Here is a 25,544-nt window from a genome sequence, read left to right on the forward strand (position 1 = left end):
CGGGTCTCCCCCTCCCCGTAGACCTTGTTCAGGCCGGTGGCGCGGGCGGCCGCCCGGCCGGTGCGGACGGCGGTCGCGGTCGACGTGGTCACGGGAACTCCTCGGTTCGTGGGCTTGTACCTCCATGCTCCGCGACGTGATCATGGTCTGGCGTCGCTCCGCCGGACGGTTGGCCCGACCGCCGCTGGGCGTACGGGGGGTCGGCTCCCTCCTCCTGCGGTATGACGTGGACCCTGAGGGAGGGCCGGTGGCCGGTCGGTGGCCGGAACCACTATCCTTCGTGACCGAATCCCGAACTGTTCGTCAGATGGCAAGGAAACATGACAACTTCCGGGGCTGGGAACATGCGAAAGGGTGAGCCGGGAGACTAGGCTCAGGGTGGTTTCGCAGGACGCCCGGATGGTGGAACGCAGACACGGGCAGCTTAAAACTGCTTGGCCGCGAGGCCGTGCCGGTTCGAGTCCGGCTCCGGGCACCGATCGACCGGCGGGGGCTCCGACGGCGCCCCCGCCGGGCGCCGTCCACCGGATCCTCCTCGCGGCGTATCCCGGAATTTTTGCCAAGCCATTACCCTTGTCCGAGGGCGGTGCAGTGCCGCCACGGAGGGAATGAGCAATGAGAAGCAGCAACCCGGTCTTCTCGCGGGAGGGGTCCTTCTCCCGCGACTCCGGCTACGCGGGGTTCGGCAACACCGCACAGGCCGGGGGCCCGCACGGCGCCAACCCCTACGCGGGTACCCCGTACGCCCAGCAGCCGCAGGATCAGGCCCCGCTGACCGACGAGCAGCTGTACCAGCTGTACAACGGGCCGTCGGCCGGCCCCGCGGCCACCGGGCGGATGACGCTCGACGACGTGGTCGCCCGCACCGCCATGACGCTGCTGACCCTGGTCGCCGCCGGCGCGGTGGCCTGGTTCACGTTGCCGTTCGAGAACTACGGGTTCGCGATCGGCGCCGGCCTGGTGGCCATGGTGGTCGGCCTGGTCGTCTCGTTCAAGCGCAGCGTCAGCCCGGCGCTGATCCTGGTGTACGCGGGACTTGAGGGCTTCTTCCTGGGCGCCCTGACGCACGCCCTCAACACCATGCTGAACGGCATCGCGATCCAGGCGGTGCTGGGCACGGCGGCGGTCTTCGGGGCGATGCTGTTCGCCTACAAGAGCGGCCGGATCCGCGTCACCCCGCGCTACACGAGGATCGGCATCGCGATCGCGATGGGCTTCGTGCTGCTGATGCTGGTCAACCTGGTCGCGATGGCGTTCGGTGCCGACATGGGGCTGCGTTCCGGCCCGCTGGGCATCGTGGTCGGCCTGATCGGCATCGGCCTGGGCGCCTTCTTCCTGTCGCTGGACTTCGCGGCGATCGAGGAGGCCATCGCCCAGGGCGCGCCGCAGCGCGAGTCGTGGCGGGCGGCCTTCGGGCTCACCCTGTCCCTGGTCTGGATCTACGTCGAGATGCTGCGGCTGATCGCGATCCTGCGCGGCGACGACTGACCGAGCCCCGCCGTAGCCACTGCCGCCGGGCCCCGGAGCGACTCGCTCCGGGGCCCGGCGGCTTTTCGCCTAGGCTCGCTGCCATGCATGACGTACAGCCCCCGGACGTGCGGGCCCTGGTCGAAGCCGTCGACGCCCTGGCGGACCGTTTCCGCTCCCTGCCGCAGAGCAAGCTGCTGGGCGCCGTGCCCGGACACGCTTCGCGGGCGGCGGCCGGGCTGGCACTGGCCCGGCGGCTGGCCGCGCTGGCCCTGGCGGCGGAGCACGGGCCGGCGCGGGACTTCCCGGACGCCGGGGCCTTCGCGGTGGGGGACCAACTGGCCGTCGCCGGACACGACCTGGCAGCCGCGCTCGCGGTACTGCCGGACGGCGCCGCGGCGGCCGACGAGGTGCTGGCCGCCGCGGTGGCGGCGGTGCGGGAGACGTCGGCGCTCTGCACCTGACGGCTGCCGCGGCCGGACGTGCCGAAGGCCGGCCGGGTCGGTAACCCCTTGACCCGGCCGGCCTTCGGCGCGCTGTGCGGTATGCCGCTGGTGATCCGGCGTCAGATGCTGGCGACGACCCGGTCCGCGAGCACGTAGACGGCTTCGTCGTCGGTGGAGAAGGTCAGCGAGTACGAGCCGGAGAAGCGCGAGCCGCCGAGCAGTCGGACGTGCTCACCGGCACGGACCGCGTCGATCAGCCGGTAGGCGGCCTCCCGGTCGCCCGGGGCCACGCAGAGGGTGGTGCCGTCGGCGAAGCCGTACACGTCCAGGGTGCCCAGCGGGCCCGGGCGGACGTCGATCAGGGCGACACCCTCCTCGGCGAGGGCGGCCAGCCGGGTGTCGGTCCACTCGCGGGACGGCGCCTGGCTCGGCACGAAGTCGGGGTGCGAGGGGTGGCGGCGCGGGTCGGGCGCGGCGACCGGGACCTCCTCGACGACCGGGTCGAGGTCCAGCAGCCCGGCCTCCAGGCCGGTGGCCAGCAGGTCGGCCTCGCGGCGGGCCCGGGCGTCCTTCGCGGTCTCGCCCACGGGGTGGCCGGGGCGCAGCGGCGCGCCGCCGTCGGTGCCGGGCTCGGCCGCGTCGGTGCCGTCCTCGCCGATCAGGTCCTCCAGGGCGGAGCGCAGCGCCTCGCCGAACTCCGGGTCCATCGTCCCGGCGTTGTCGGCGGCGTCCTGCGGGCCGGTGGGGCGGGGGAAGAAGAGCGGCCACTCCTCGGCGCCGGAGAACGCTCCGGTGAACGGCGGGTCGAACAGGGGCGCGTCCTCGGCCGCGCGGGCCTCCTGCTCGGCCCAGAACGCCCGGGCCTCGGTGATCTCCCGTTCGCGGTCGGCGGCGAGTGCCTCGGTGACGGCCCGGCGTATCGCGGCCTCGTCCACCGTCGCGGGCCCGGCCGGGGCCGCGGCCTGGGCGTCCAGCCGGCGGGAGAGCCCGCGCAGGCGCAGCAGGACGGTGGTGGACACGGTGATCAGGATCAGCAGCAGGATGGTGTAGACGGCGCTCACGGAACGTACTCCTAGCGAGGAGCGGAACGGGGTTACGCCTCCACACTGCCGCATGCGGGGGTGTGACCGCAGTGGCGAATGTCCAATTCGTCCGTGACTTTCGCTCTTGTCCCCAAATTGTTAGGTAACACCGTTCTACGCAGTGGAGTTGATCCGCTCCGCACTGTCGATTTCCGGGCCGGAAACGAACGAAAAGAGGGCCGGATCGACCTCGCGGTGTGATCCGGCCCTCAATTACGCACTGTCACTCCAAATGGGTGGTCCAGACCCTTCGGAGGCTGCGGCGAAAGGTCAGCTGAGGCGCTCGATGACCATCGCCATGCCCTGGCCGCCGCCGACGCACATGGTCTCCAGACCGAACTGCTTGTCGTGCCACTGCAGGGAGTTGATCAGCGTGGTGGTGATCCGGGCGCCGGTCATGCCGAAGGGGTGGCCGACCGCGATGGCGCCGCCGTTGACGTTCAGCTTGTCCAGGTCGACGCCGAGGTCGCGGTAGGAGGGGATCACCTGGGCCGCGAACGCCTCGTTGATCTCGACCAGGTCGATGTCGTCGATGGTCAGGCCGGCCCGCTGGAGCGCCTGCTTGGAGGCCTCGACCGGGCCGTAGCCCATGATCTCGGGGGAGAGGCCACTGACGCCGGTGGAGACGACCCGGGCGAGCGGGGTGATGCCGAGCTCGCGGGCCTTGGTGTCGGACATGATGACCAGCGCGGCCGCGCCGTCGTTCAGGGGGCAGCAGTTACCGGCGGTCACGGTGCCGTCGGGGCGGAACACCGGCTTCAGGCCGGAGACGCCCTCCAGGCTGACGCCGGCCCGCGGGCCGTCGTCCGCGCTGACCACGGTGCCGTCGGGGAGCGTCACCGGGGTGATCTCGCGCTGCCAGAAGCCGGCCGCGATGGCAGCCTCGGCGAGGTTCTGGGAGCGGACGCCGAACTCGTCCTGCTCGGCGCGGGTGATGCCCTTGAGCGCGGCCAGGTTCTCGGCGGTCTGGCCCATCGCGATGTAGGCGTCCGGCAGCAGGCCGTCCTCGCGCGGGTCGTGCCAGGTGCCGCCGCCCTCCTCGGCGCGCTTGGCCGTCCGGGCCTGCGCCTCGTCGAAGACCGGGTTCATGGTGCCCGGCATGCCGTCGGAGGTGCCGTGCACGCTGCGCGAGACGGTCTCCACGCCGGCCGAGAGGAAGACGTCGCCCTCGCCCGCCTTGATCGCGTGCAGTGCCATCCGCGTGGTCTGCAGCGAGGACGAGCAGTAGCGGGTGATGGTGGCGCCGGGCAGGTAGTCCATGCCCATCTGGACGGCCACGATGCGGGCCAGGTTGTGGCCCTGTTCGCCGCCGGGCAGGCCGCAGCCCAGCATCAGGTCGTCGATGTCGCGCGGGTCGAGCTGCGGGACCTTGGCCAGGGCGGCCTGGATGATGTGGGCGGTGAGGTCGTCCGGGCGGACGTCCTTGAGCGAGCCCTTGAAGGCCCGGCCGATCGGCGAACGGGCGGCGCTGACGATGACGGCTTCGGGCATGGCGGGCTCCTCGCAGGGTGGCGGCGGACCTGGCGTCCGGGAGGAAAGTTACCGCCTGGTAGATCAGGCGTCACCCGCAGCAGCGTGTGAGCTGGCCGACGTATTCCCCGGCGCCTCGGGGGCGTCCGGGCCCGGCTCCGGGTGGAGCCCTCCCATCAGGCCCGAGCCGGGCAGCCCGACCCGCAGGCGCCGGCGCAGCAGGGCCCAGCGGTGGCCCGCGCCCTCCGCCTCGACGGCCGCCACCTCGGTGCCCGCCCGGCCGGCCGCCGCCGCGGCGGCCACCGCGACCGGCAGCACCGTCTCGCCCGCGAGGGGCGCGGCCGGGTGCTCCTCCTCGGGCCAGAGGCCGAGCGCGGCGCAGACCGAGGGCAGCACGGCCATCGAGGCCGTCGCGTAGCCCTGGGCGGAGGGGTGGTAGCGGTCGGCGGCGAACATCTCCGGGCGCGCGGCGAACTCCGGGCCCAGCAGCGAGCCCAGCGAGACCGTCCGGCCGCCCGCCTCCACCACCGCGATGGTCTGGGCGGCGGCCAGCTGCCGGCTCAGCCGGCGGGCCACCCAGCGCAGCGGCGGACGCACCGGCTTGATCGTGCCGAGGTCCGGGCAGGTCCCGACGATCACGTGGCAGCCGTTGGCGCGCAGGGCGGCGACGGCCTCGCCGAGCTGGCGGACGGCCAGCTGGGCCGGGCTGTGCCGGGTCACGTCGTTGGCGCCGATCATGATCACGGCGACGTCCGGGTGGTACGGCAGCGCCTGCTCCAGCTGGCCGGAGAGGTCGGCGGAGCGGCCGCCGGAGCGGGCCACGTTGACCAGCCGGACGGGGCGCTCGGCCACCGAGGCCAGGCCGGCGGCGAGCAGGGCGCCGGGCGTCTCCCGGGCCCGCGCCACCCCGAGGCCGGCTCCCGTGGAGTCCCCGAGGACGGCCAGGACCAGTGGCGGGCGCGGGCCGGCGGCGAGGTCCGCGAAGTCCTCGCCGTAGACGCCGTCGGCCTTGGGCGGAACGGTCTCCAGCGCGCCGATGGCCTGGATGGCGAGCTTGCTCTCGGTCAGCAGCAGGCCGACCACGCCGACGCCGAGCAGGCCGAGCCCGCCGCCGCCGTACGCCGCCGCGGTGGCGATCCGCCGGGCCACCCGGGCCCGCGAGTCCTGTGCGCCTGGCATCCGGCACCCCCTTCGCGTCCTCCTGCCGCCCCTCCCGGGGGCCTATCCCCCTCCTACCCGCGCGGAGGGCGGGAGTACCGGTGGCGGTGGGCCATTGGGGGAGGCCGAGGGGCCGGAGCGGGAGTGCCGGGGAGGGCCCGCGGGGGGTGGCGGAGAGGAAGGAGCGCTGGGGTGCGTGGCACGCCCTAGGCTTTGCAGTACCGAAAGCACTCGCATGCCCAAAGACCGGGAGGACCCCCGTGCGGTACCACAACTCGATCATCGACCTGGTCGGCAATACGCCGCTGGTCAAGCTGAACAAGGTCACCGAGGGCATCAGCGCGACCGTGCTGGCGAAGGTCGAGTACTTCAACCCCGGCGGCTCGGTGAAGGACCGCATCGCGATGCGCATGATCGAGGCCGCCGAGGCCTCGGGTGCCCTCAAGCCGGGCGGCACCATCGTCGAGCCGACCTCCGGCAACACCGGTGTCGGCCTGGCGATCGTGGCCCAGCAGAAGGGCTACAAGTGCATCTTCGTCTGTCCGGACAAGGTCTCGACCGACAAGATCAACACCCTGCGCGCGTACGGCGCCGAGGTGGTCGTCTGCCCGACCGCCGTCGCCCCCGAGCACCCGGACTCGTACTACAACGTGTCCGACCGCCTCGTCCGGGAGACCCCGAACGCCTGGAAGCCGGACCAGTACTCGAACCCGGAGAACCCGGCTTCGCACTACCACTCCACCGGCCCGGAGCTGTGGGAGCAGACCGACGGGAAGATCACCCACTTCGTGGCGGGCGTCGGCACCGGCGGCACCATCTCCGGCACCGGCAACTACCTGAAGGAGGTCTCGGGCGGCAAGGTCAAGGTGATCGGCGCCGACCCGGAGGGCTCGGTCTACTCGGGCGGCACCGGCCGGCCGTACCTGGTCGAGGGCGTCGGTGAGGACTTCTGGCCGACCGCCTACGACCGCGCCGTCGCGGACGGGATCGTCGCCGTCTCCGACAAGGACTCGTTCCAGATGACCCGCCGCCTGGCCAAGGAGGAGGGCCTGCTGGTCGGCGGCTCCTGCGGCATGGCCGTGGTGGCCGCGCTGGAGGTCGCCCGCGGGCTCGGCCCGGACGACGTCGTGGTGGTGCTGCTGCCCGACGGCGGCCGCGGCTACCTGTCGAAGATCTTCAACGACGACTGGATGGCCGACTACGGCTTCCTGCCCTCGTCCACCGACGAGGCGCACATCAGCGAGGTGCTGGTCCGCAAGGAGGGCATCGAGCAGGGCGGCGTCCCGCAGTTCGTCCACATGCACCCGAACGAGACGGTCGCCGAGGCGGTCCGGGTGCTGCGCGAGTACGGCGTCTCGCAGATGCCGGTGGTCTCCCCGGGCGCCGGGCACCCGGACATCATGGCCGGCGAGGTGATCGGCTCGGTGGTGGAGAAGCTGCTGCTGGAGGGCATCTTCGCCAAGGAGATCGAGCTGAGCGACACGCTCGACAAGGTGATGTCCAAGCCGCTGCCGGTGGTCGGCTCGGGCGAGACCGTCACCAACCTGATGACCGTGCTGGAGAAGGCCGACGCGGCCGTCGTCCTGGTCGAGGGCAAGCCGCAGGGCATCGTCACCCGCCAGGATCTGCTGGGCTACCTGACCGGACGCGGCGCGCACTGACGCACGGTCACCGCGGCGGGCGCTGACGCACGGTCACCGCGGCGGGCGCTGACGTACGGTCACCGCGGGTGCCGCGGGCGGATCCGGTGGGTTCGCCCACGGGCGAAGTGGTACACCGGCGTCACCTGCCCGCAGCACGTGGTTAACACGGCTCCGGCATGGTTGTGGTCAACGGCAGGACGCCGAACGAGGCGACGGCAACCGTCCGGGAGCGGCTCCCCGGACGGCCGCGGTCGGCTCGGACACATCGGGCGGCCCTGACCCGGCCGCTGTGTCCTCCCTCCGCGGGAGGCGCCGTCGTCCCGCCCCTGCCCGGCTCCGGCCGGTCACAGGGTGCGGCGGCTCCCGCGGCCGCACTGCGCCGTACGGCGCGTCCTCGAGGCTCCCGGGTGGGGGAGCCGAGCGGGGAAGCGGTGGGGCCGGTCCCTCTTCGAGGGGCCGGCCCCACCAGTGCGTCCGCCGCGCCCTGCCGTCCGTCCGCCGCGAGTGCGCCCGGCCGTGGGTGCCGTCCCGCCGCGAGTGCGCCCGGCCGGCCGGCGGCTCCCCGGTGTGCGCCGGGCGGTCCGTGCTTCCCGTACGCTCGCACGCATGACCAGCACTGAAACGACCGACCAGGACGCCCCGCGCTACGTCCGGGTCAAGATCGAGCTCATCGCGGAGATCACCGACGAGGGCGCGCTCAAGGCGGCGGCCCTGCAGGCGGTGGCCGAGGACGAGTACCTCGACGACGAGGAGCGCGCCCAGTCCGTCGAGGCCATCGAGGTGGACCCGTCGGGTTCGCTCGCCCACTTCATCGACCCCGTCGCCCTGATCGGCGAGGTCCCCGGTGTGGACCTCGCCTCGGCGACCTGGGAGTCGGCGCGGACCGAGTTCGACCCCGAGAACGAGGAGTGGGACGAGTACACGGTGGAGGAGTCCGCCGAGTGACGTCCGTGCGCCGTCACGGCTCGTGAACGCCCGGTCTGCCGCTGGCAGGCCGGGCGTTTTGTCCTTGTTCGGTGGGAAGTTGGGTCATCTCATACGATCGCTTACCCTTCGGTGATGGAACCGTGAACGGGTGGATTGCGTTTCTGTATCCGTAAATGCCCGGGATGATCAGCAGGGAGACGCGACGTGACGGCACGGGACGGTCAGGGGCGGGTGGCTGGGGCCAGTTGGAGCCGACGTGGCGTCCTCGCAGGACTGATCGGGGCACCTGTCCTGCTGCTGGCGGCCTGCAATGACAACAGCGGCAACGGCGGCAGCGGCGGCAGCGGCAGTGGCAGCGGGTCCGGCGGCAGCGCGAGCGGCGCCCCGGGCGGCTCCGGCGGCAGCAGCGCCCCGAAGACCTCGGCCGCCGTCATCACGGTCACCCCCGCGGACGGCGCCGCCGCCGCCAGCTTCAGCGAACCGGTCAAGGTCGCCGTCACCAACGGCACGCTGAGCAGCGTCAAGGTCACCGACTCCACCGGCAAGGAACTGGCCGGCCAGCTCTCCGCCGACAACACCAGCTGGACCTCGGCCGCCGCGCCGGCCAGCGGCACCAAGTACGCCGTCGCCGCCACCGCCCTCGACAAGGACAAGCTGGAGGCGGACTCCAACGCCGTCTTCACCACGGCGACCCCGGCCAACACCTTCGTCGGCTACTTCACCCCCGAGGACGGCTCGACCGTCGGCGTCGGGATGCCCGTCTCGATCAACTTCAGCAAGCCGGTCACCGACCGCAAGGCCGTCCAGCAGGCGATCACCGTGATAGCGGAGCCGGGCGTCGAGATCGTCGGGCACTGGTTCTCCGGCACCCGGCTCGACTTCCGGCCGCAGGAGTACTGGGCCAAGGGCACCGTGGTCACCGTCAAGCTCCGGCTCAAGGACGTCGAGGGCGCCAAGGGCGTGTACGGCACGCAGTCGAAGGACGTCCGCTTCACCATCGGCCGGGCCCAGACCAGCGTCGCCGACCTCGCCACCAAGAAGCTCACCGTCACCACCGACGGCCAGGTCAGCGCGGTCTACAAGATCTCCGGCGGCTCGCCCGAACACACCACGTGGGGCGGCAAGATGGTGATCTCGGAGCAGTACACCCAGACCCGGATGAACTCGCAGACCGTCAACCTGGGCAGCGAGTACGACATCGCCGACGTGCCGCACGCCCAGCGCCTCACCACCTCGGGCACCTTCATCCACGGCAACTACTGGTCCTCGGCGTCGATCTTCGGCGGCCAGAACACCAGCCACGGCTGCGTCGGCCTGCAGGACGCCAAGGGCGCGCAGGACAGCGGCACCGACGGCTACAAGTTCTACAAGTCCTCGATGGTCGGCGACGTGGTCGAGGTCGTGAACTCCGGCGACAAGACGGTCGCCGCGGACAACGGCCTGAACGGCTGGAACCTCAGCTGGGCCGAGTGGAAGGCCGGCAGCGCCGTCTGACCGCCCGGCGCCGTCTCACAGCCGGGCCGCCGACGGGAACGCGCCGGCCCGGCTGTGAGCCGAGCGGGGCCGGTCAGCGCTTCGCGTAGTCCGCGAATCCCTGCCAGTCGACGATCACGCACGGCTCGTCGCCCAGGACCCAGGCGTCGTGTCCGGGCGGGCAGACCATGAAGTCACCCGGGCCGAACTCGTCCTCCTGGCTGTCGTCCATGACGATCTTCATCCGCCCGGAGACCACGTACCCCAGGTGGGGCGCCTGGCAGCTGTCGGTCCCGGCGATCGGCTTCACGTGCTCGGACCAGCGCCAGCCCGGCTCGAACACCGCCCTGCCGACCGGGCCGGCCTCCAGGTTGACCAGGCGAAGCTCCCCCTTGTCCTGCTCGAAGGGGCGGACTTCCTCGGGATTGTCAAAGCTCTTGCGGACCAGACCGGACATGGCGCGCTCCTCTCCACGAGGAGCGGCCCGGCCGCCGGCGGGTGGCCGAGCCGCCCCTGCTGGTCCTTCCAGTCTGCGCCCGGCCCGGGGCGCGGTCGCGTCGGGTGGCCGCCCCCCGGGCCCGCGCTCGGCTCTGGGCCCGCGCTCAGCCCCGGGCCCGCGCTCAGCCCCGGGTGCGGGCGACGCCGATCGGGCAGGACGCGCCGGTGCCGCCGAGACCGCAGTACCCGTTGGGGTTCTTGGCCTCCGACAGGTACTGCTGGTGGTACGGCTCGGCCGGGTGGAACGGGCCGGCCGGGGCGATCTCGGTGGTGATCGGCCCGTAACCGAGCGCGGTCAGGGCCGGCTGGAAGGCGTCCCGGGAGGCCGCCGCCGCCTCGGCCTGGGCGGGCGAGTGGGTGTAGACGGCCGAGCGGTACTGGGTGCCCACGTCGTTGCCCTGGCGGTTGCCCTGGGTCGGGTCGTGCGCCTCCCAGAAGGTCTTCAGCAGCCGCTCGTACGAGACCACCGCCGGGTCGTACACCACCCGGACCGCCTCGGTGTGCCCGGTCAGCCCGCTGCACACCTCCTCGTACGTCGGGTTGGGGGTGTAGCCGCCCTGGTAGCCGACCAGCGTCGTCCAGACGCCGGGCAGGCGCCAGAACGTCCGCTCGGCGCCCCAGAAGCAGCCCAGCCCGAAGTCGGCCACCTCCAGGCCCTCCGGGTACGGGCCGAGCAGCGGGTGGCCGAGCACGGTGTGCGGCTCGCGCAGGTCGAAGGTCGGGGCCGCCCGGCCGGGCAGCGCCTGGTCGGCGGGGACGAGCGAGGTCTTGTGGCGGTTGAACAGCACGGCCTGCTCCTGCGGGTAGGGAGGGTTGCCCCGGATTCAACGCGCGGGGGCGCCCGCGGATTCCGGCGGTGTCCGTTCCCGGCCGTCGTGCCCCGTTCCGGCGAGCGCGCCGACGTACGGCCACTAGGCTCGGACCCATGACCGAGCACCAGCTTCCCCAGGGCTTCGAGACCCTCGCCATCCACGCGGGTCAGGAAGCAGACCCCCAGACCGGGGCCGTCGTCACGCCGATCTACCAGGTGTCCACCTACAAGCAGGACGGGGTGGGCGGCCTGCGGGGCGGCTACGAGTACAGCCGTAGCGCCAACCCGACCCGCACCGCGCTGGAGGAGTGCCTCGCGGCGCTGGAGGGCGGCTCCCGCGGCCTCGCCTTCGCCTCCGGCCTCGCCGCCGAGGACACCCTGCTGCGGACCATCCTCAAGCCGGGCGACCACATCGTGATCCCCAACGACGCCTACGGCGGCACCTTCCGGCTGTTCGCCAAGGTGCTGACCCGCTGGGGCGTCGAGTTCTCCGTGGCCAACACCCAGGACCTGGCCACCGTCCGCGAGGCGCTGCGCCCCAACACCCGCGCGGTGTGGGTGGAGACCCCGTCCAACCCGCTGCTGGGCATCACCGACCTGGCCGCGCTCGCCGGGATCGCGCACGAGGCCGGCGCGCTGCTGGTGGTCGACAACACCTTCGCCAGCCCGTACCTGCAGCAGCCGATCGCGCTCGGCGCGGACGCGGTCGTGCACTCCACCACCAAGTACATGGGCGGCCACTCGGACGTCGTCGGCGGTGCGCTGGTGCTGGCCGACGCGGCCCTCGGCGAGGAGGTCGCGTACCACCAGAACGCGATGGGCGCCGTCTCCGGCCCGTTCGACGCCTGGCTGGTGCTGCGCGGCATCAAGACGCTGGGCGTCCGGATGGACCGGCACAGCGCCAACGCGGAGAAGGTCGCCGAGCTGCTGGCGAGCCACCCCAAGGTCAGCCAGGTGCTCTACCCCGGCCTGCCCGAGCACGCCGGCCACGACATCGCCGCGAAGCAGATGAAGGCCTTCGGCGGCATGGTGTCCTTCCGGGTCGCGGGCGGCGAGGAGGCGGCCGTCGAGGTCTGCAACCGTACGCAGCTCTTCACCCTCGGCGAGTCGCTGGGCGGCGTCGAGTCGCTGATCGAGCACCCGGGCCGGATGACCCACGCCTCGGCGGCGGGCTCCCCGCTGGAGGTGCCCGCCGACCTGGTGCGCGTCTCCGTCGGCATCGAGTCGATCGACGACCTGCTGGCCGACCTCAAGCAGGCGCTGGGCTGACGCCTTCGGCGTTACTGCCGGCCCTGCTGGTCCGCCGTGTACGACTCCATCGCGTGGTTGAAGCGGGCCAGCAGGGCACAGAACGCGTGCTGCTCCTCCGGCGGCCAGTCGGCGACCAGGCGGCGGGTCAACTCGGCCCGGCCGTCCCGGACTTCGTCGAGCCGGCCGGCGCCGTGCGAGGTCAGCGCGAGCCGTACGGCACGGCGGTCGGCCGGGTCCTGCACCCGGCCGACCAGCCCGGCCGCGACCAGCGGGGCGACCTGGCGGGTCACCGTGGAGGAGTCCACCCCCAGGGAGTCGGCCAGCGCCTTGACGTTGGCGGGCCCGTGCCGCTCCAGCCGGTCGAGCAGCAGGTAGGCGGCCCGGTCCAGCGCTCCGACCCCGCCGCCGGAGGTCCGGACCTGTTCCATGCGGCGCGCCAACACCGCGAGCTGGTACTGGAGTCGGGTGTGCACGGGGTCGGTGCGGTCGGTGGCCTGGGGCGAGGTCGTCGTCATCGCGGCTCACGATCGTCGTGCGGTGAGGGAGGCTCAGAAGCAGCAGCGTACGCGGGCTCGGCGGGCCCGGGAACAGGCCCGGCGTCCCGGATCGCCCGCGCCCGGGCCTCTACCCTTGGCGGCATGCACACCTGGCCGATCACCCTCGACGACGTCCGCGGCGCCCAGAAGATGCTCGCCGGGATCGCCCGGGTGACCCCGATGGAGAGCAGCCGGCACCTGTCCGGGCTGATCGGCGCGCCGGTCCACCTGAAGTGCGAGAACCTGCAGCGCACCGGCTCCTTCAAGCTGCGCGGGGCGTACGTGCGGATCGCGGGACTCTCGCCGGTGCAGCGGGCCGGCGGCGTGGTGGCGGCGAGCGCCGGGAACCACGCCCAGGGCGTGGCGCTGGCGGCCTCCCTGCTGGGGGTGCGCTCGACGGTGTTCATGCCGGTCGCGGCGCCGCTGCCGAAGATCGCGGCCACCCGCGAGTACGGCGCCGACGTACGGCTGCACGGCGCCACCGTCGACGAGGCGCTGCAGGCCGCGCAGCGCTACTCGGAGGCGACCGGGGCGGTGTTCATCCACCCCTTCGACCACTGGGACGTGGTCACCGGCCAGGCGACGGTCGGGCTGGAGATCCTCGAGCAGTGCCCCGAGGTGCGGACCATCCTCGTCGGGGTGGGCGGCGGCGGGCTGATCGCCGGGATCGCGGCGGCGGTGAAGCCGCTGCGGCCGGACGTACGGGTGATCGGCGTGCAGGCGGCCGGCGCCGCCGCGTACCCGCCCTCGCTGGCGGCCGGGCGGCCGATGTCGCTGGAGCGCTTCGCCACCATGGCCGACGGGATCATGGTCGGGCGCCCGGGGGACATCCCCTTCGAGGTGGTCAACACCCTGGCGGACGGCATCCGCACGGTCTCCGAGGACGCGCTGTCGCGGGCGCTGCTGCTCGGCCTGGAGCGGCTGAAACTGGTGGTCGAGCCGGCCGGGGCGGCTCCGATCGCGGCCCTGCTGGAGCGGCCGGACTCCTTCGAGGGGCCGGTGGTCGGGGTGCTGTCCGGCGGGAACATCGACCCGCAGCTGATGCAGCGGGTGCTGCGGCACGGGCTGGCGGCGGCCGGGCGCTACCTGTCGCTGCGGGTGCGGCTGGCGGACAAGCCGGGCTCGCTGGCGGACCTGCTGGGCGTGCTGACCGGGCTGGACGCCAACGTCCTGGACGTGGCGCACGTGCGGACCGACCCGCAGCTGGGGCTGACCGAGGTCGAGGTGGACCTGCACCTGGAGACCAAGGGGCCGGAGCACTGCGCGGCGGTGATCGGCGAGCTGCGGGACGCGGGGTACGTCGTCGCCGGTTAGGCGGTGGGGGCCGGGGGCGGTGCGGTGTCAGTCCTCCCTGGCACGATGGCGGAGCCTTCTCCCTTGACGCGATATATCGCGTACTGGGAGACTCGCGATACATCGCGTTCGAGTCCTGCCGGGTCGAAAACGGAGTCGCCCGGATGCCAGAAAACGGGGCAGAGTGGGACAGATCGCTCCATACGCCCGAGGAGATGAGGCAGGCCATGGCGCCAGCCATCCAAGCCGAGAACCTGGTGAAGACCTTCGGCGACGTACGAGCCCTGGACGGCGTCAGCCTCGACGTCCCCGAGGGCACGGTGCTCGGGCTGCTCGGCCCGAACGGCGCCGGGAAGACCACCACCGTACGGGTCCTCACCACCCTGCTCCGCCCCGATTCCGGCCACGCGGTGGTCGCCGGCGTCGACGTGCTCAAGCACCCCCACCGGGTCCGCAGCCTGATCGGCCTGTCCGGCCAGTACGCGGCCGTCGACGAGTACCTGACCGGCTTCGAGAACCTCACGATGGTCGGCGAGCTCTATCAGATGACCACCCGCGCCGCGAAGGCCCGCGCGCTCGAACTGCTGGAGTGGTTCAACCTCGCCGAGGCCAAGGACCGCACCGCCAAGACCTACTCCGGCGGCATGCGCCGCCGCCTGGACCTCGCCGCCGCACTGGTCGTCCGGCCGCCGGTGATGTTCCTGGACGAGCCGACCACCGGCCTCGACCCGCGCAACCGGCTCGCGCTCTGGGAGGTCATCGAGACCCTGGTCGAGCAGGGCACCACCCTGCTGCTCACCACCCAGTACCTCGAGGAGGCCGACCGGCTCGCCCACGACATCGCGGTGGTCGACCACGGCCGGGTGATCGCGCGCGGCACCGCCGACCAGCTCAAGGCGCAGATCGGCGGCGAACGGATCGAGGTCGTGGTGCACGAGCCCGGCCTGGTCGCCGACGCGGTCGCCGCGCTGTCCGGCTACGCGCTGAGCGAGCCCGCGGTCGAGAAGAACACCCGCCGGATCACCCTGCCGATCAGCGGGGGCGCCCGGGTGCTCGCCGACGCCATCCGCGAACTGGACGCCCGCGGCATCGAGATCGACGACATCGGGCTGCGCCGCCCCACCCTGGACGACGTCTTCCTCACCCTCACCGGCCACGTCGCCGAGCAGGACGACGAGGCCGGCGGCGCCGGCCCCAGGGAACGCGGCCGGGGCGGCCGGGGCAGGGCCAAGCCCGACGGCGCTGAGGACACCGACGGCCAAGGACCGGACAAGCAGGCCGTCCCGGCCGGCAAGGAGCGCTGAGATGAGCACCGCCACCGAACACGCCATAGGCGGGGCGGTGCCCCGGCAGCGCCGGGGACTGGCCGCCGCCCTGCATGACTCCTGGGTGGTCGCCAAGCGCAACCTGCGCCGGATGACCCGGATCCCGGAGATCGTCGTCTTCGGCCTGATGCAGCCGGTCATGTTCGTGCTGCTGTTCTCGTACGTCATGGGCGGGGCGATCCGGATCCCCGGGACGGACTCCGGCTCCCACACGTACATCCAGTACCTGATGGCCGGCATCTTCGCCCAGACCGTCACCTTCGCCACCGCCGGCGCCTCGGCCGGCATCGCGGAGGACATGACCAAGGGCCTGGTGGACCGCTTCCGCTCGCTGCCGATGGCCCGCTCGGCGGTGCTGGTCGGCCGCACCCTGGCCGACCTCGTGCAGACCGCGTTCATCGTGGTCGTGCTGGGCGTGGTCGCGCTGCTGGTCGGCTGGCGGATCCACAACGGGGTGCTCGACGCGCTCGGCGCCTTCGGCCTGCTGCTCCTGGTCGGCTACGCCTTCTCCTGGATCGGCGCGCTGATCGGACTGTCGGTACGCAGCCCCGAGGCGGCCACCTCGGCCGGGCTGATCTGGCTGTTCCCGCTGACCTTCGTGTCCAACGCCTTCGTGCCGGTCAGCTCGATGCCGGGCTGGCTGCAGGGGGTCGCGTACTGGAACCCGTTCAGCGCCACCGTGCAGGCCTGCCGGGTGCTGTTCGGCAACCAGGTCGGGCCGGTGGACCAGGCCTGGCCGATGCAGCACGCGGCGCTGGTCTCGGTGCTCTGGTCGCTGGTCATCACGGCGGTGTTCTCGTGGCTGGCGGTGCGCAAGTACCGCTCGTCCGCGGCCTGAGCCGGGGCGCTCCTTGAGCCGGGGCGCTCCTTGAGCCGAGGCGAGGCTTGAGCCGAGGCGAGGCTTGAGCCGCGTGGGAACGCGAGAGGGCGGCCGGATCAGCCGGCGTGCGGCACGACCTTGACGATCTTCACCATGGCCGGCTTGCCGTTCGGCAGGTCGTAGGTGGCCTCGTCGCCGATCTGCTTGCCGTCGATCGCGCGGCCCAGCGGCGACTGCGGCGAGTAGACGTCCAGGTCGGCGGCGCCCGCGACCTCGCGGGAGGCGAGCAGGAACTCCATGAGGTCGTCCTCGTCGCCGTCGAAGGCGACCGTGACGACCATGCCCGGGGCCACCACGCCCGAGTCGGCCGGCGCCTCGCCGACCTTGGCTCGCTCCAGCAGCTGGGTCAGCTGGCGGATGCGCAGCTCGTACTTGCCCTGCTCCTCCTTCGCCGCGTGGTAGCCGGCGTTCTCCTTGAGGTCGCCCTCCTCGCGCGCCGCCTCGATCTTCTGGGCGATCTCGATGCGCCAGGGCCCGGTCAGATGGTCCAGCTCGGCCTTGAGCTGGTCGTAACCGGCCTGAGTGAGCCAGGTCACGTTTTCACTGGTCTGGGTCACGGGTGCTCCTCGTAGGTGCTGGGGCTGTGCTGAGGGTGTGATTCGTCAGCAGGGTTGGTGGTGATATCGGTCTCAACTACAAAGCAACGCCCGCTCCCGTACCATCCGGTGCGGAAGGGGCGAAACCACGAGCCTAACAACTCCTGCCGACAAGCGGGAGATGCGCCGACGCGACATTGACGGGGGTGTTGCGCCCCGGTGTCCAGGGCGAAGCGGGGGACCTCCTACGGATGCCCGCTCCCCGGATCGAATATGCGGCCTACTTGGCCGGCGTGCAGCCCAGCAGTTCGGCGGTGGTGCCGCGGGAGGCCGTGCGCAGGATGACGTCCGCGTCGTAGCTGGAGCCGGCCGCCGGGACGGGGAAGTCGGCCACCCCGACCACCGCGTGGTCGTCGCCCTGCGACCGGACCGTGCAGGTGCCGGCCTGCCCGTCGCTCTTGCTCACCGTGAGGTGCAGCCGGACCTCGGAGTCGGAGAGCACCTGGAAGGTCGGCACCGAGCCGTTGATCTTCGTCTCGCGCAGCAGGTAGGAACCGCCCAGCCAGGCGACCACGCCCAGGCCCAGCACGCCGCAGACCGCGCCGACCACCTTCAGGCGGCGGTCCGAGTCGCGGTCGCCGCTCCTGCCGTAGCGCCCCTCGGGCAGCGCGGCGGCGGTGGTCTCTGCCGTCATCGGACTCCGTCCTTCCCTGGGGGAGGGGCCGCGTGGGGCGGTACGCGGGGAATGCGGCGCTCCTCCAGTCCGTCACTATAGGAGGGGCACGCCCGCGGCCGGTCCGGCGGGGGCAGGGCCCGGCCGTGTCGGCGACATCCGCGGGCCGGCCCCGCGGCGACGCGGTCCCGAAGTGAGCGGTTCGTACGGTGGGCAGACCCGGACTTCGCGGAACGCCCGAGGATGTGGAAGGAACGCAAGGCGTTGACTGAGCAGTTGCGACTGATGGCGGTGCACGCCCACCCGGACGACGAGTCCAGCAAGGGCGCGGCCACCATGGCCAGGTACGTCGAGCAGGGTGTGGACGTGCTGGTGGCCACCTGCACGGGGGGCGAGCGCGGGTCGGTCCTCAACCCCAAGCTCCAGGGGGATCCCTACATCGAGGAGAACATCCACGAGGTCCGGCGCAAGGAGATGGACGAGGCGCGGGCGATCCTCGGCGTCAAGCAGGCCTGGCTGGGCTTCGTGGACTCCGGCCTGCCCGAGGGGGATCCGCTGCCCCCGCTGCCGGAGGGCTGCTTCGCCCTGCAGGACGTGAAGGAGGCGGCCGAGCCGCTGGTCCGGCTGATCCGGACGTTCAAGCCGCAGGTCATCACGACCTACGACGAGAACGGCGGGTACCCGCACCCGGACCACATCATGACCCACAAGATCACCATGCTGGCCTTCGACGCCGCGGGCGACCCGGACGCCTACCCCGAGGCCGGCGAGCCCTGGCAGCCGCTCAAGCTGTACTACAACCACGGCTTCCCGATGGGCCGCATCCGGGCGCTGCACCAGTACCTCACCGAGCACGGCCACGACTCGCCGTACGGCGAGTGGATCGAGGGCTGGGAGAAGAGCGGCCGCAAGGAGCGCGAGATCACCACCCGGGTCCGCTGCGACGACTGGTTCGAGACCCGCGACCGCGCGCTGATCGCCCACGCCACCCAGATCGACCCGGACGGCCCGTGGTTCCGCGTCCCGCTGGAGGTCCAGCGCGAAGTGTGGCCCACCGAGGACTACGAGCTCGCCCGTACCCTGGTCGACGTGGACCTGCCGGAGGACGACCTGTTCGCCGGCCTGCGCACCCCCACCCTGGCGGCCGAGGCCGCAGACACGCGCGACTGAACCACCCCCCGATGGCCCGGCTCCCCGTGAGCCGGGCCACCATAGAGATATGAGCGCCCCCGTGAACCTCGTCCACCTCGCCGCTGACCTCGCCGTCGACGACGCCAAGGTCACCCCCGGCCTCCTCGGCTTCGTCGTCTTCGCCGCCCTCGGCGTGGCCACGTGGTTCCTGGTCAAGTCGATGAACCGGCAGTTCAAGAAGGTCGACTTCGTGGAGGAGCCGGAGGCTCCGAAGGAGTGATCCCCGGCACCCCGCCGCGCGCCGATGCGCGAGGATGGGGGCATGCCGAACCGTCTCGCGGACGCGACCTCGCCGTACCTGCAGCAGCATGCCGAGAACCCGGTCGACTGGTGGGAGTGGGGGCCCGAGGCCTTCGCGGAGGCGGAGCGGCGCGGTGTGCCGGTGCTGCTGTCCGTCGGGTACGCCGCCTGCCACTGGTGCCACGTGATGGCGCACGAGAGCTTCGAGGACGCCGGGCTCGCCGAGTACCTCAACGAGCGGTTCGTCGCGGTCAAGGTGGACCGGGAGGAGCGGCCGGACGTCGACGCCGTGTACATGGAGGCGGTCCAGGCCGCCACCGGGCAGGGCGGGTGGCCGATGACGGTCTTCCTCACCGCCGACAAGGAGCCGTTCTACTTCGGCACCTACTTCCCGCCGGAGCCCCGGCACGGCATGCCGTCCTTCCGGCAGGTGCTGGAGGGCGTGGACGCGGCCTGGCGGGACCGGCGCCAGGAGGTCGCCGAGGTCGCCGGACGGATCCGGGCCGAACTCGCCGACCGGTCCGCGGTCTACTCGGCCGGCGCCCACCACCCGCCCGGCGAGACCGACCTGCACCAGGCACTGGTGACGCTCAGCCGGGAGTTCGACCAGACCCGCGGCGGCTTCGGCGGCGCACCCAAGTTCCCGCCGGCCATGGTGATCGAGTTCCTGCTGCGCCACCACGCGCGCACCGGTTCGGAGGCGGCCCTGGAGATGGCCGTCCGCACCGGGGAGGCGATGGCGCGCGGCGGCATCCACGACCAGCTCGGCGGCGGCTTCGCCCGGTACGCGGTCGACGCCGGCTGGGTGGTGCCCCACTTCGAGAAGATGCTCTACGACAACGCCCTGCTGCTGCGCGCCTACCTGCACCTGTGGCGGAGCACCGGATCCGCGCTCGCCCGCCGGGTCGCGCTGTCGACGGCGGACTTCATGCTGCGCGAACTCCGCACGCCCGAGGGCGCGTTCGCCTCCGCACTGGACGCCGACAGCCTGGACGAGGAGACCGGGCAGTCGGCCGAGGGCGCCTACTACGCTTGGGAGCCCGGGCAGTTGGTCGACCTGCTCGGCCCCGCCGACGCGGCCACCGCCGCCCGGCTGTTCACCGTCACCGCCGAAGGCACCTTCGAGCACGGCACCTCCGTCCTCCAACTCCTCGCCGAACCCGACGACTTCGCTGAGTACGAGGCGATCCGCGGCCGGATGTCCGAAGCGCGCTCGGCGCGGCCCGCACCGGCCCGGGACGACAAGGTGGTCGCCGCCTGGAACGGCCTCGCCATCGCCGCGCTCGCCGAGACCGGCGCCCTGCTGGAGCGGCCCGACCTGGTCGAGGCCGCCGAACGCGCCGCCGACCTGCTGCTCGCCGTCCACCTCACCCCCGACGGCCGGTTGCTGCGCACCTCCAGGGACGGCCGGCCCGGCGCCAACGCGGGCGTGCTGGAGGACTACGCGGACACCGCCGAGGGCTTCCTCGCGCTGTACGCCGTCACCGGTGCGACGGAGTGGCTGCAACTGGCCGGCGGCCTGCTCGACACGGTCCTCAAGCACTTCACCGACGAGGCCTCCGGCGCGCTCTACGACACCGCCGACGACGCCGAGGAACTGATCCGCCGCCCGCAGGACCCGACCGACAACGCCACCCCCTCCGGCTGGACGGCCGCCGCCGGCGCCCTGCTCACGTACGCCGCGTACACCGGCTCCGAGCGGCACCGGACGGCCGCCGAGCGGGCCCTCGGCGTGGTCGGCGCGCTCGCCGGGCGGGCGCCGCGGTTCATCGGCTGGGGCCTGGCCGTCGCCGAGGCGCTGCTCGACGGGCCGCGCGAGGTCGCCGTGGTCGGCCCGGCCGGGGATCCGGCCACCGAGGCGCTGCGGCGGGCCGCGCTGCTCGGGACGGCGCCGGGGGCGGTCGTCGCGGTGGGCGAGCCGGGGGAGCGCGAGGTGCCGCTGCTGGCGGACCGGCCGCTGGTCGGCGGCGCGCCCGCGGCGTACGTCTGCCGGCACTTCGCCTGTGACGCGCCGACCACCGACCCGGCGGCGCTGGCGGCGCGGCTGGGCACGGCGGCCGGGTAGCGGCCGGGCGGCCGGCTCGGGGCGAACCGTCACTCCCAGTCCCAGCGGATGCCCAGGAGGCACGGCCGGAGCGCGGTGGCGACGAGATGGACGCAGTGGTGGCCGTCGAGGGTGAGCTCCTCGGTCTCGTACGGGGCTTCGCCCGGGGAGTGGAGGGCGAAGCGGTGGCAGCGGACCGGCAGGGCGGCGGGGTGGAAGGTGACCTGCAGGACGTACTGGCCGGCCCCGGAGTTGAAGCCGCGGACGTACTCGCAGCTGGGGTCGGGGGAGGGCGCGTCGTCGAAGCCGTAGCCGAGGAGGTGGGTGTCGCCGGCGCGTAGTCGGCGGTCGAGGAGGAGTTCCGCGGCGAGCAGGTGGTGGGCCCGGTCGCGGCGGATGCGGCCGGGGCGGCAGTTCTCCTCGGCACGGACGCCGACCAGCGTGATGTCGCTGCCGGGGTCGCCCTGGTAGAGGGCGAGGTAGCGGTCGATGCCGTCGCGGTGGGCGCGCAGGGCGTGCTGGGAGTCGCGGCGGGTGAGCCGGCGGTCGGGGCCGAGCCGGATGCGTTCGATGTGGGTGACGGTGTGCAGGCCGGTGTCGCGCGGTCCGGCGAGGGCGGTGAGCAGGCCGTCGACGGCGGCGGCCGGGGAGATGAGGTCGCGGTACGGCCGGACGGGCGGGCCGGCGAGGGCGGCGCGGCGGGGGCCGAGCAGCCGGGTGAGGGAGTGTTCGGGCAGGTCGAGGACGTCCTCCAGGGCGGCGACGGCGCGCAGGGATTCGGGGCGTTCGGGCCGGCGGTGGCCCTGCTGCCAGTAACTGAGGCTGGTGAGGCCGACGTTGACGCCGCGCAGGGCGAGGTGGCGGCGGATCCGGTGGAGGGTGAGGCCCCGGGCGGCGATGGCGGTGCGCAGGGCGAGATGGAAGGGGCCGGTGCGCAGGGCGGCGGCGAGGTCGGCGTGGTCGGTGCGGTGGATGACGGCCTCCTGGGTGGGGGACGCGGGCAGACCGTGTTTGACCGTGAATATTCACATCCGGGCGGTGGTTTGTCACCGGTTCGGGCCTCTCACGTGGGGGTTTCCCGGGTGGCGTTCACATCTGCGCCCGGCCGTTCACACCCGATCCGGGCCGCCCCGAGGGCCGTTGACCTGACTCCGACAACGGCGCGATGCTCGGGGCGCGTTCCGGACCGCGCCCCCCACACAGCACCTCGCTCCACTCGCGCAAGGAGGCATCCCCCATGCCAGTTCCACGGATACGGCTGCGCCGTGCGGTGTCGCTGCTCGCCCTCGGCGTGCTGGGCCCGGCGCTCACCGCCGCGGTCGCGGCGCCCGCGGTCGCCGCCCCCGCCCAGGACCGGGCCCCACACCAGGTCCGCCAGGCCGCCGCGCCGGGCAGTACGGCCGACCTCGCCGGCACGTACAAGAAGCTCAACATCACCATGCAGCAGCAACAGCAGACCAACTGGTGCTGGGCGGCGAGCGGGAACACCATCGCCACCTGGTTCGGCTACAACTACAGCCAGAACCAGTTCTGCAACGCGGCGTTCGGCCGCTCGGCCGACTCCAGCTGCCCCAACAGCCAGGCCACGCTGGCCGATGTGCAGAACGGGCTGAGCCGGGTCGGCATCACCCCGGGCTCGTACGTCACCGGCTACCTGCGCTACACCACCGTGCAGGCCGAGGTGGACGCGAACCGGCCGGTCGAGACCCGCATCCAGTGGAGCTCGGGCGGTGGGCACATGAACGTCCTGTACGGCTACGACACCGGGAACGACTGGGTCTACTGGGGCGACCCGTGGCCGTCCAACTACCGCTACAACTGGGCGGACTACTGGTACTACGTGAACAACGACACGTTCTCGTGGACCCACTCCCTGTACCGGATCGGCGCGTGAGGACGACCATGACCGAGTTCACCAGCCTCCGTCGGGCCGCCGCCGGCGCCCTGCTCACCGCCGGCCTCGCGCTGGCGCTCGCCCCGGCCGCACACGCCGACGCCCCCGCCGCACACGCCGACGCCCCGGCGGCGGCCGCCCCGGCCCCCCTGCCCGCCGCCGAGCTGGCCCAGGCCCGCGGTGCGGTCCAGGCCCCGGCCGTGCTCGACAGGGTCGGCCACTTCTTCGCCCGCAAGGGCGTCCCGCCGACCCAGCAGCTCACCATCGGCGCCGCCGAGGAGGCGCGGGCGGCGAACGCGTCGGCGCCGCGGTTGGACGGCGACACCGTGCCGGTGTACGTCCTGGACGCCGGATTCGTGGCCGGCACCCCGGGCGCGCCGGTGGCGAAGGCGGAGTTCACCGCCAGCAAGGTGGTCGCGGCGGACGGGCAGACCGCCTCGGTCTGGACCGTCCGGCAGGGCGACGCCTGGCGGGTGGTCAACATCGCCTCCGGCGGTGACGAGAGCGACTACGCGGCGAAGGCCGCGAGCGGCGGGGGCGGCACCGCCTTCCGCGAGCCGCAGGTCAACGCCTGGTACGTGCTGCGCGACGGCCGGGTGCTGCCGCTGGACGACGAGGCCAGGCGCTCGGTGGGCGCGGGCGGGGTGTCGCTGGCCGCCTACCAGCAGCTGGTGCACCAGCGGTACGGGGACAAGCTGCCCGGCTCGGCCTATGACCGGGCGGGCGAGGGCGGCGGCTACCAGGTGGACGCCGCGTCGCAGCCGGTGGCCGCGGCGGCCCCGGCGGCGGACGGCGGTTCGGTGCTGCCGGCCGTGACGGCGGGCGCGGCCCTGGGTGCCACCGCGCTGGTGGGCGCGGGCGCGGTCCTGCGGCGGAGGGCGGGCGTCCGCCGCGGGTGAGGAGGGGACAGCGGGGTCCGGCCGATCGGGTCGGGCCCCGCTGTCGTTGCCGCAGTGGCCCGGCGGCGGTCGTCACCGCGCGGTCGCGGTCCGTGATGTGTCCCCGAAGTGCTTCTCGCGCACGAGGAATTGACGCAACGTTGATCTGTCGTTCGCCGCCTGAGGGCAGTCGGGGGTGACTGACGGTAGATAGGATGTGGCAATCGGTCAGTGCTGGCCGACGCGTGCCGAGAGCGGGAGAAGGGGTGGGGCGGCAGGAGCCGACCACGAGCCCGGCACCGGGAAAGGGGAGCCGAAGTGGCCGACACGGATGACAGGCGGGCGGGTGCCCAGGTGTGGGGGGCGGCGGCGGTGGTGGCCTCCGCGTTGGCCGTGGTCGCGGCCTATCTGATCGATGGGGCCCCGCTGGTCCTGGCGGTCGCCGGGGTGGAGACCGTGCTGCTGATGGTCTACGTCGGCCGCCGCTGGCGCGCGTCGCGCGGCCGGCCGTCCCCGGTCCGGCACCGTCCGCGCCGCGGGATCCCGGACGCCGCGCACTGCGAGCGCTGCCGCCGGGCCCGTGAGGCGCTGGACGCCCGGCAGTCGCGGGGCGGCTCCGGCCGTCCGGTGCGGTCGGAGCTGTGGTCGGCGTCCCCGGCATCCCACGAGCACCGGGCACCCTTCGAGCACGAGGAGCACGCCGACGACCGGGGCCCGGGCGAGGAGGCCGCCGCGCAGTCGGAGCCCGGCGCGGCCGATCACCCGTCGTACCCGCGCCGCCCGCAGGTCCGGGCGCCGTACGAGCGGCCCTGGACGGCGGAACGGGCGCCCGCCCGGTCCGTGGACCGGGCGACCGCCCGTCGGAGTGCGCCGGGTTCAGCCGGCCGTGCCGTACGCCACCAGTGAGACGCCGACGTACTGCACGATGAACGCGCCGAGGGTGAAGGCGTGGAAGACCTCGTGGAAACCGAACCAGCGCGGTGACGGGTCGGGCCGCTTGAGCCCGTACACCACGCCACCGATGCTGTAGAGCACCCCGCCGACGATCATCAGCACCAGGACGGCGACGCCGCCGGTGCGCAGGAAGTCCGGCAGGAAGAACGCGGCGGCCCAGCCCAGTGCTATGTACACCGGGGTGTACAGCCAGCGCGGCGCGCCGACCCAGAACACCCGGAACACGATCCCGGCGAGCGCGCAGCCCCACACCGCCCAGAGCAGCAGCTGCTGGTCGGCGCCCTTGAGCAGCAGCATCGTGAACGGCGTGTAGGTGCCCGCGATGATCAGGAAGATGTTCGCGTGGTCGAGCCGGCGCAGTACGGCGTCCCCGCGCGGCCCCCAGTGGAAGCGGTGGTACACCGCGCTGACCCCGAACAGCAGCCAGGCGCTGACCGAGTAGATCGCGCAGGCGATCTTGGCGGGCGTGGAGTCGGCCAGGCAGATCAGCACGATCCCGGCGGCCACCGTGGCGGGGAACATCCCGGCGTGCAGCCAGCCGCGCCACTTGGGCTTGCTCTCCCTGATCCCGGCAGGTTCCTCCGCGGGGCTGTCCGCGAGCACAGCAGCAGTCATGCGCAGCATGCTACCCGCTACCTACGGATCCGTAGGTTACTGTCGCGTAGGAAAGTGGCGATCATCACTCTTGGACGTTTTGGAGTGTTTGGCATGTGGCGCCGCGCACTCCGTCCCGGATGTGCGCGACCTTTTACCGGCCGGTAATCATACTTACTGTAGTAAAAGATGCGTCAATTTCGCCGCTTCGCCGCGTTCCGGGCTTGAGGCCGGAGCTACGCTGCAAGCACCCTCAGACCCCCGCAACGCCGTCTCCTCG

The 25,544-nt window shown here is 72.8% G+C and carries 25 protein-coding genes and 1 tRNA gene; 16 read left to right on the forward strand and 10 right to left on the reverse strand.

From position 1 onward, the window contains the following. Window positions 1-393: 393 nt before the first annotated feature. The 3 genes from AC0B61_RS14800 to AC0B61_RS14810 all read left to right on the forward strand — a co-directional run bounded on the left by AC0B61_RS14800 (window position 394) and on the right by AC0B61_RS14810 (window position 1,931). Window positions 394-475 (forward strand) — tRNA-Leu (locus tag AC0B61_RS14800). Window positions 476-615: 140 nt separating this feature from the next. Continuing rightward, window positions 616-1,488: a Bax inhibitor-1/YccA family protein gene (locus AC0B61_RS14805; RefSeq protein WP_471741055.1), complete on the forward strand. Its 873-nt coding sequence runs from the start codon at window positions 616-618 to the stop codon at window positions 1,486-1,488. Between the two features lie 83 nt (window positions 1,489-1,571). Continuing rightward, window positions 1,572-1,931, forward strand: coding sequence for a hypothetical protein (locus AC0B61_RS14810; protein WP_471741056.1), 360 nt, complete (start codon window positions 1,572-1,574; stop codon window positions 1,929-1,931). 101 nt (window positions 1,932-2,032) lie between these two features. Here the strand turns inward: AC0B61_RS14810 and AC0B61_RS14815 are convergent, their stop codons facing one another. From AC0B61_RS14815 to AC0B61_RS14825, 3 genes are all read right to left on the reverse strand, one after another. After that, window positions 2,033-2,974 (reverse strand): hypothetical protein, encoded by a 942-nt coding sequence (locus AC0B61_RS14815; RefSeq protein ID WP_471741057.1) that lies wholly within the window; start codon window positions 2,972-2,974, stop codon window positions 2,033-2,035. A 291-nt stretch (window positions 2,975-3,265) separates the two neighbouring features. Then, window positions 3,266-4,486, reverse strand: coding sequence for an acetyl-CoA C-acetyltransferase (locus tag AC0B61_RS14820; RefSeq protein WP_471741058.1), 1,221 nt, complete (start codon window positions 4,484-4,486; stop codon window positions 3,266-3,268). Window positions 4,487-4,549: 63 nt separating this feature from the next. Continuing rightward, window positions 4,550-5,644, reverse strand: a complete 1,095-nt coding sequence (locus AC0B61_RS14825; RefSeq protein WP_471741059.1) for an SGNH/GDSL hydrolase family protein — start codon at window positions 5,642-5,644, stop codon at window positions 4,550-4,552. Window positions 5,645-5,883: 239 nt separating this feature from the next. Here AC0B61_RS14825 and AC0B61_RS14830 point away from each other — a divergent pair, with 239 nt between their 5' ends. From AC0B61_RS14830 to AC0B61_RS14840, 3 genes are all read left to right on the forward strand, one after another. Next, a complete protein-coding gene (locus tag AC0B61_RS14830; protein WP_471741060.1) occupies window positions 5,884-7,284 on the forward strand; it encodes a cystathionine beta-synthase in 1,401 nt (466 codons plus the stop codon). A gap of 588 nt (window positions 7,285-7,872) precedes the next feature. Then, window positions 7,873-8,211 (forward strand): hypothetical protein, encoded by a 339-nt coding sequence (locus tag AC0B61_RS14835; RefSeq protein WP_471741061.1) that lies wholly within the window; start codon window positions 7,873-7,875, stop codon window positions 8,209-8,211. A gap of 186 nt (window positions 8,212-8,397) precedes the next feature. Next, window positions 8,398-9,687, forward strand: a complete 1,290-nt coding sequence (locus AC0B61_RS14840) for a L,D-transpeptidase (RefSeq protein ID WP_471741062.1) — start codon at window positions 8,398-8,400, stop codon at window positions 9,685-9,687. A 73-nt stretch (window positions 9,688-9,760) separates the two neighbouring features. Here the strand turns inward: AC0B61_RS14840 and AC0B61_RS14845 are convergent, their stop codons facing one another. Then, entirely contained in the window at window positions 9,761-10,123 is a 363-nt protein-coding gene (locus tag AC0B61_RS14845) for a cupin domain-containing protein (RefSeq protein ID WP_471741063.1), read from the reverse strand. A 163-nt stretch (window positions 10,124-10,286) separates the two neighbouring features. After that, on the reverse strand, window positions 10,287-10,952 hold the full coding sequence (gene msrA / locus AC0B61_RS14850) for a peptide-methionine (S)-S-oxide reductase MsrA (RefSeq protein ID WP_471741064.1): 666 nt from the start codon (window positions 10,950-10,952) through the stop codon (window positions 10,287-10,289). A gap of 137 nt (window positions 10,953-11,089) precedes the next feature. Here msrA and AC0B61_RS14855 point away from each other — a divergent pair, with 137 nt between their 5' ends. Then, the gene (locus tag AC0B61_RS14855) at window positions 11,090-12,244 is read left to right on the forward strand and encodes a cystathionine gamma-synthase (RefSeq protein WP_471741065.1); all 1,155 of its coding nucleotides are present in this window, start codon (window positions 11,090-11,092) and stop codon (window positions 12,242-12,244) included. A gap of 11 nt (window positions 12,245-12,255) precedes the next feature. Here the strand turns inward: AC0B61_RS14855 and AC0B61_RS14860 are convergent, their stop codons facing one another. Beyond that, the gene (locus AC0B61_RS14860; RefSeq protein WP_471741066.1) at window positions 12,256-12,741 is read right to left on the reverse strand and encodes a MarR family winged helix-turn-helix transcriptional regulator; all 486 of its coding nucleotides are present in this window, start codon (window positions 12,739-12,741) and stop codon (window positions 12,256-12,258) included. 123 nt (window positions 12,742-12,864) lie between these two features. Between AC0B61_RS14860 and ilvA the strand changes: the two genes are divergently transcribed. From ilvA to AC0B61_RS14875, 3 genes are all read left to right on the forward strand, one after another. Next, a complete protein-coding gene (gene ilvA, locus AC0B61_RS14865; protein WP_471741067.1) occupies window positions 12,865-14,076 on the forward strand; it encodes a threonine ammonia-lyase in 1,212 nt (403 codons plus the stop codon). A gap of 206 nt (window positions 14,077-14,282) precedes the next feature. Then, complete coding sequence (locus tag AC0B61_RS14870; RefSeq protein WP_471741068.1) at window positions 14,283-15,359, forward strand: ATP-binding cassette domain-containing protein; 1,077 nt, start codon at window positions 14,283-14,285, stop codon at window positions 15,357-15,359. Window position 15,360: 1 nt separating this feature from the next. Then, window positions 15,361-16,218: an ABC transporter permease gene (locus tag AC0B61_RS14875; RefSeq protein WP_471741069.1), complete on the forward strand. Its 858-nt coding sequence runs from the start codon at window positions 15,361-15,363 to the stop codon at window positions 16,216-16,218. A gap of 98 nt (window positions 16,219-16,316) precedes the next feature. On the opposite strand, the gene greA is transcribed toward AC0B61_RS14875, so the two are convergent. Together greA and AC0B61_RS14885 are read right to left on the reverse strand one after the other, a co-directional pair. Continuing rightward, the gene (greA, locus tag AC0B61_RS14880) at window positions 16,317-16,817 is read right to left on the reverse strand and encodes a transcription elongation factor GreA (protein ID WP_471741070.1); all 501 of its coding nucleotides are present in this window, start codon (window positions 16,815-16,817) and stop codon (window positions 16,317-16,319) included. 259 nt (window positions 16,818-17,076) lie between these two features. Then, on the reverse strand, window positions 17,077-17,490 hold the full coding sequence (locus AC0B61_RS14885; protein WP_471741071.1) for a DUF4307 domain-containing protein: 414 nt from the start codon (window positions 17,488-17,490) through the stop codon (window positions 17,077-17,079). A gap of 243 nt (window positions 17,491-17,733) precedes the next feature. On the opposite strand from AC0B61_RS14885, the gene mca reads away from it, so the two are divergent. Genes mca through AC0B61_RS14900 form a run of 3 tightly spaced genes read left to right on the forward strand, consistent with a single transcriptional unit; the run spans window position 17,734 to window position 20,965 of the window. Continuing rightward, window positions 17,734-18,639: a mycothiol conjugate amidase Mca gene (gene mca, locus AC0B61_RS14890; RefSeq protein ID WP_471741072.1), complete on the forward strand. Its 906-nt coding sequence runs from the start codon at window positions 17,734-17,736 to the stop codon at window positions 18,637-18,639. 49 nt (window positions 18,640-18,688) lie between these two features. Next, the gene (locus AC0B61_RS14895) at window positions 18,689-18,880 is read left to right on the forward strand and encodes a hypothetical protein (protein ID WP_030236613.1); all 192 of its coding nucleotides are present in this window, start codon (window positions 18,689-18,691) and stop codon (window positions 18,878-18,880) included. A 42-nt stretch (window positions 18,881-18,922) separates the two neighbouring features. Continuing rightward, on the forward strand, window positions 18,923-20,965 hold the full coding sequence (locus tag AC0B61_RS14900) for a thioredoxin domain-containing protein (protein WP_471741073.1): 2,043 nt from the start codon (window positions 18,923-18,925) through the stop codon (window positions 20,963-20,965). Window positions 20,966-20,994: 29 nt separating this feature from the next. Here AC0B61_RS14900 and AC0B61_RS14905 read toward each other — a convergent pair whose 3' ends face one another. Then, window positions 20,995-21,948, reverse strand: a complete 954-nt coding sequence (locus AC0B61_RS14905; protein WP_471741272.1) for a hypothetical protein — start codon at window positions 21,946-21,948, stop codon at window positions 20,995-20,997. Between the two features lie 233 nt (window positions 21,949-22,181). Between AC0B61_RS14905 and AC0B61_RS14910 the strand changes: the two genes are divergently transcribed. From AC0B61_RS14910 to AC0B61_RS14920, 3 genes are all read left to right on the forward strand, one after another. Next, window positions 22,182-22,838: a papain-like cysteine protease family protein gene (locus tag AC0B61_RS14910; protein ID WP_471741074.1), complete on the forward strand. Its 657-nt coding sequence runs from the start codon at window positions 22,182-22,184 to the stop codon at window positions 22,836-22,838. An 8-nt stretch (window positions 22,839-22,846) separates the two neighbouring features. Further along, window positions 22,847-23,737 carry a hypothetical protein gene (locus AC0B61_RS14915; RefSeq protein WP_471741075.1) on the forward strand — a complete coding sequence of 297 codons (891 nt, stop codon included), beginning with the start codon at window positions 22,847-22,849 and terminating at the stop codon, window positions 23,735-23,737. A gap of 297 nt (window positions 23,738-24,034) precedes the next feature. Further along, the gene (locus AC0B61_RS14920; protein ID WP_471741076.1) at window positions 24,035-24,622 is read left to right on the forward strand and encodes a hypothetical protein; all 588 of its coding nucleotides are present in this window, start codon (window positions 24,035-24,037) and stop codon (window positions 24,620-24,622) included. On the opposite strand, the gene trhA is transcribed toward AC0B61_RS14920, so the two are convergent. Then, on the reverse strand, window positions 24,593-25,285 hold the full coding sequence (gene trhA, locus AC0B61_RS14925) for a PAQR family membrane homeostasis protein TrhA (protein ID WP_471741077.1): 693 nt from the start codon (window positions 25,283-25,285) through the stop codon (window positions 24,593-24,595). The two genes, AC0B61_RS14920 and trhA, sit on opposite strands and share 30 nt — an antisense overlap. Window positions 25,286-25,544: the final 259 nt, after the last annotated feature.

This window comes from Kitasatospora sp. NPDC023385, assembly GCF_055664045.1.

Excerpts from the sequence above, each read along its gene's own strand:
- AC0B61_RS14870 (WP_471741068.1), top strand. The coding sequence starts at position 14,283 with ATGGCGCCAGCCATCCAAGCCGAGAACCTGGTGAAGACCTTCGGCGAC.
- AC0B61_RS14915 (WP_471741075.1), top strand. The coding sequence starts at position 22,847 with ATGACCGAGTTCACCAGCCTCCGTCGGGCCGCCGCCGGCGCCCTGCTC.
- AC0B61_RS14835 (WP_471741061.1), top strand. The coding sequence starts at position 7,873 with ATGACCAGCACTGAAACGACCGACCAGGACGCCCCGCGCTACGTCCGG.
- AC0B61_RS14885 (WP_471741071.1), bottom strand. The coding sequence starts at position 17,490 with ATGACGGCAGAGACCACCGCCGCCGCGCTGCCCGAGGGGCGCTACGGC.
- AC0B61_RS14805 (WP_471741055.1), top strand. The coding sequence starts at position 616 with ATGAGAAGCAGCAACCCGGTCTTCTCGCGGGAGGGGTCCTTCTCCCGC.
- AC0B61_RS14910 (WP_471741074.1), top strand. The coding sequence starts at position 22,182 with ATGCCAGTTCCACGGATACGGCTGCGCCGTGCGGTGTCGCTGCTCGCC.
- trhA (WP_471741077.1), bottom strand. The coding sequence starts at position 25,285 with ATGACTGCTGCTGTGCTCGCGGACAGCCCCGCGGAGGAACCTGCCGGG.
- AC0B61_RS14900 (WP_471741073.1), top strand. The coding sequence starts at position 18,923 with ATGCCGAACCGTCTCGCGGACGCGACCTCGCCGTACCTGCAGCAGCAT.
- AC0B61_RS14810 (WP_471741056.1), top strand. The coding sequence starts at position 1,572 with ATGCATGACGTACAGCCCCCGGACGTGCGGGCCCTGGTCGAAGCCGTC.
- AC0B61_RS14820 (WP_471741058.1), bottom strand. The coding sequence starts at position 4,486 with ATGCCCGAAGCCGTCATCGTCAGCGCCGCCCGTTCGCCGATCGGCCGG.
- ilvA (WP_471741067.1), top strand. The coding sequence starts at position 12,865 with ATGCACACCTGGCCGATCACCCTCGACGACGTCCGCGGCGCCCAGAAG.
- AC0B61_RS14875 (WP_471741069.1), top strand. The coding sequence starts at position 15,361 with ATGAGCACCGCCACCGAACACGCCATAGGCGGGGCGGTGCCCCGGCAG.
- AC0B61_RS14825 (WP_471741059.1), bottom strand. The coding sequence starts at position 5,644 with ATGCCAGGCGCACAGGACTCGCGGGCCCGGGTGGCCCGGCGGATCGCC.
- AC0B61_RS14845 (WP_471741063.1), bottom strand. The coding sequence starts at position 10,123 with ATGTCCGGTCTGGTCCGCAAGAGCTTTGACAATCCCGAGGAAGTCCGC.
- AC0B61_RS14860 (WP_471741066.1), bottom strand. The coding sequence starts at position 12,741 with ATGACGACGACCTCGCCCCAGGCCACCGACCGCACCGACCCCGTGCAC.
- AC0B61_RS14855 (WP_471741065.1), top strand. The coding sequence starts at position 11,090 with ATGACCGAGCACCAGCTTCCCCAGGGCTTCGAGACCCTCGCCATCCAC.
- AC0B61_RS14895 (WP_030236613.1), top strand. The coding sequence starts at position 18,689 with ATGAGCGCCCCCGTGAACCTCGTCCACCTCGCCGCTGACCTCGCCGTC.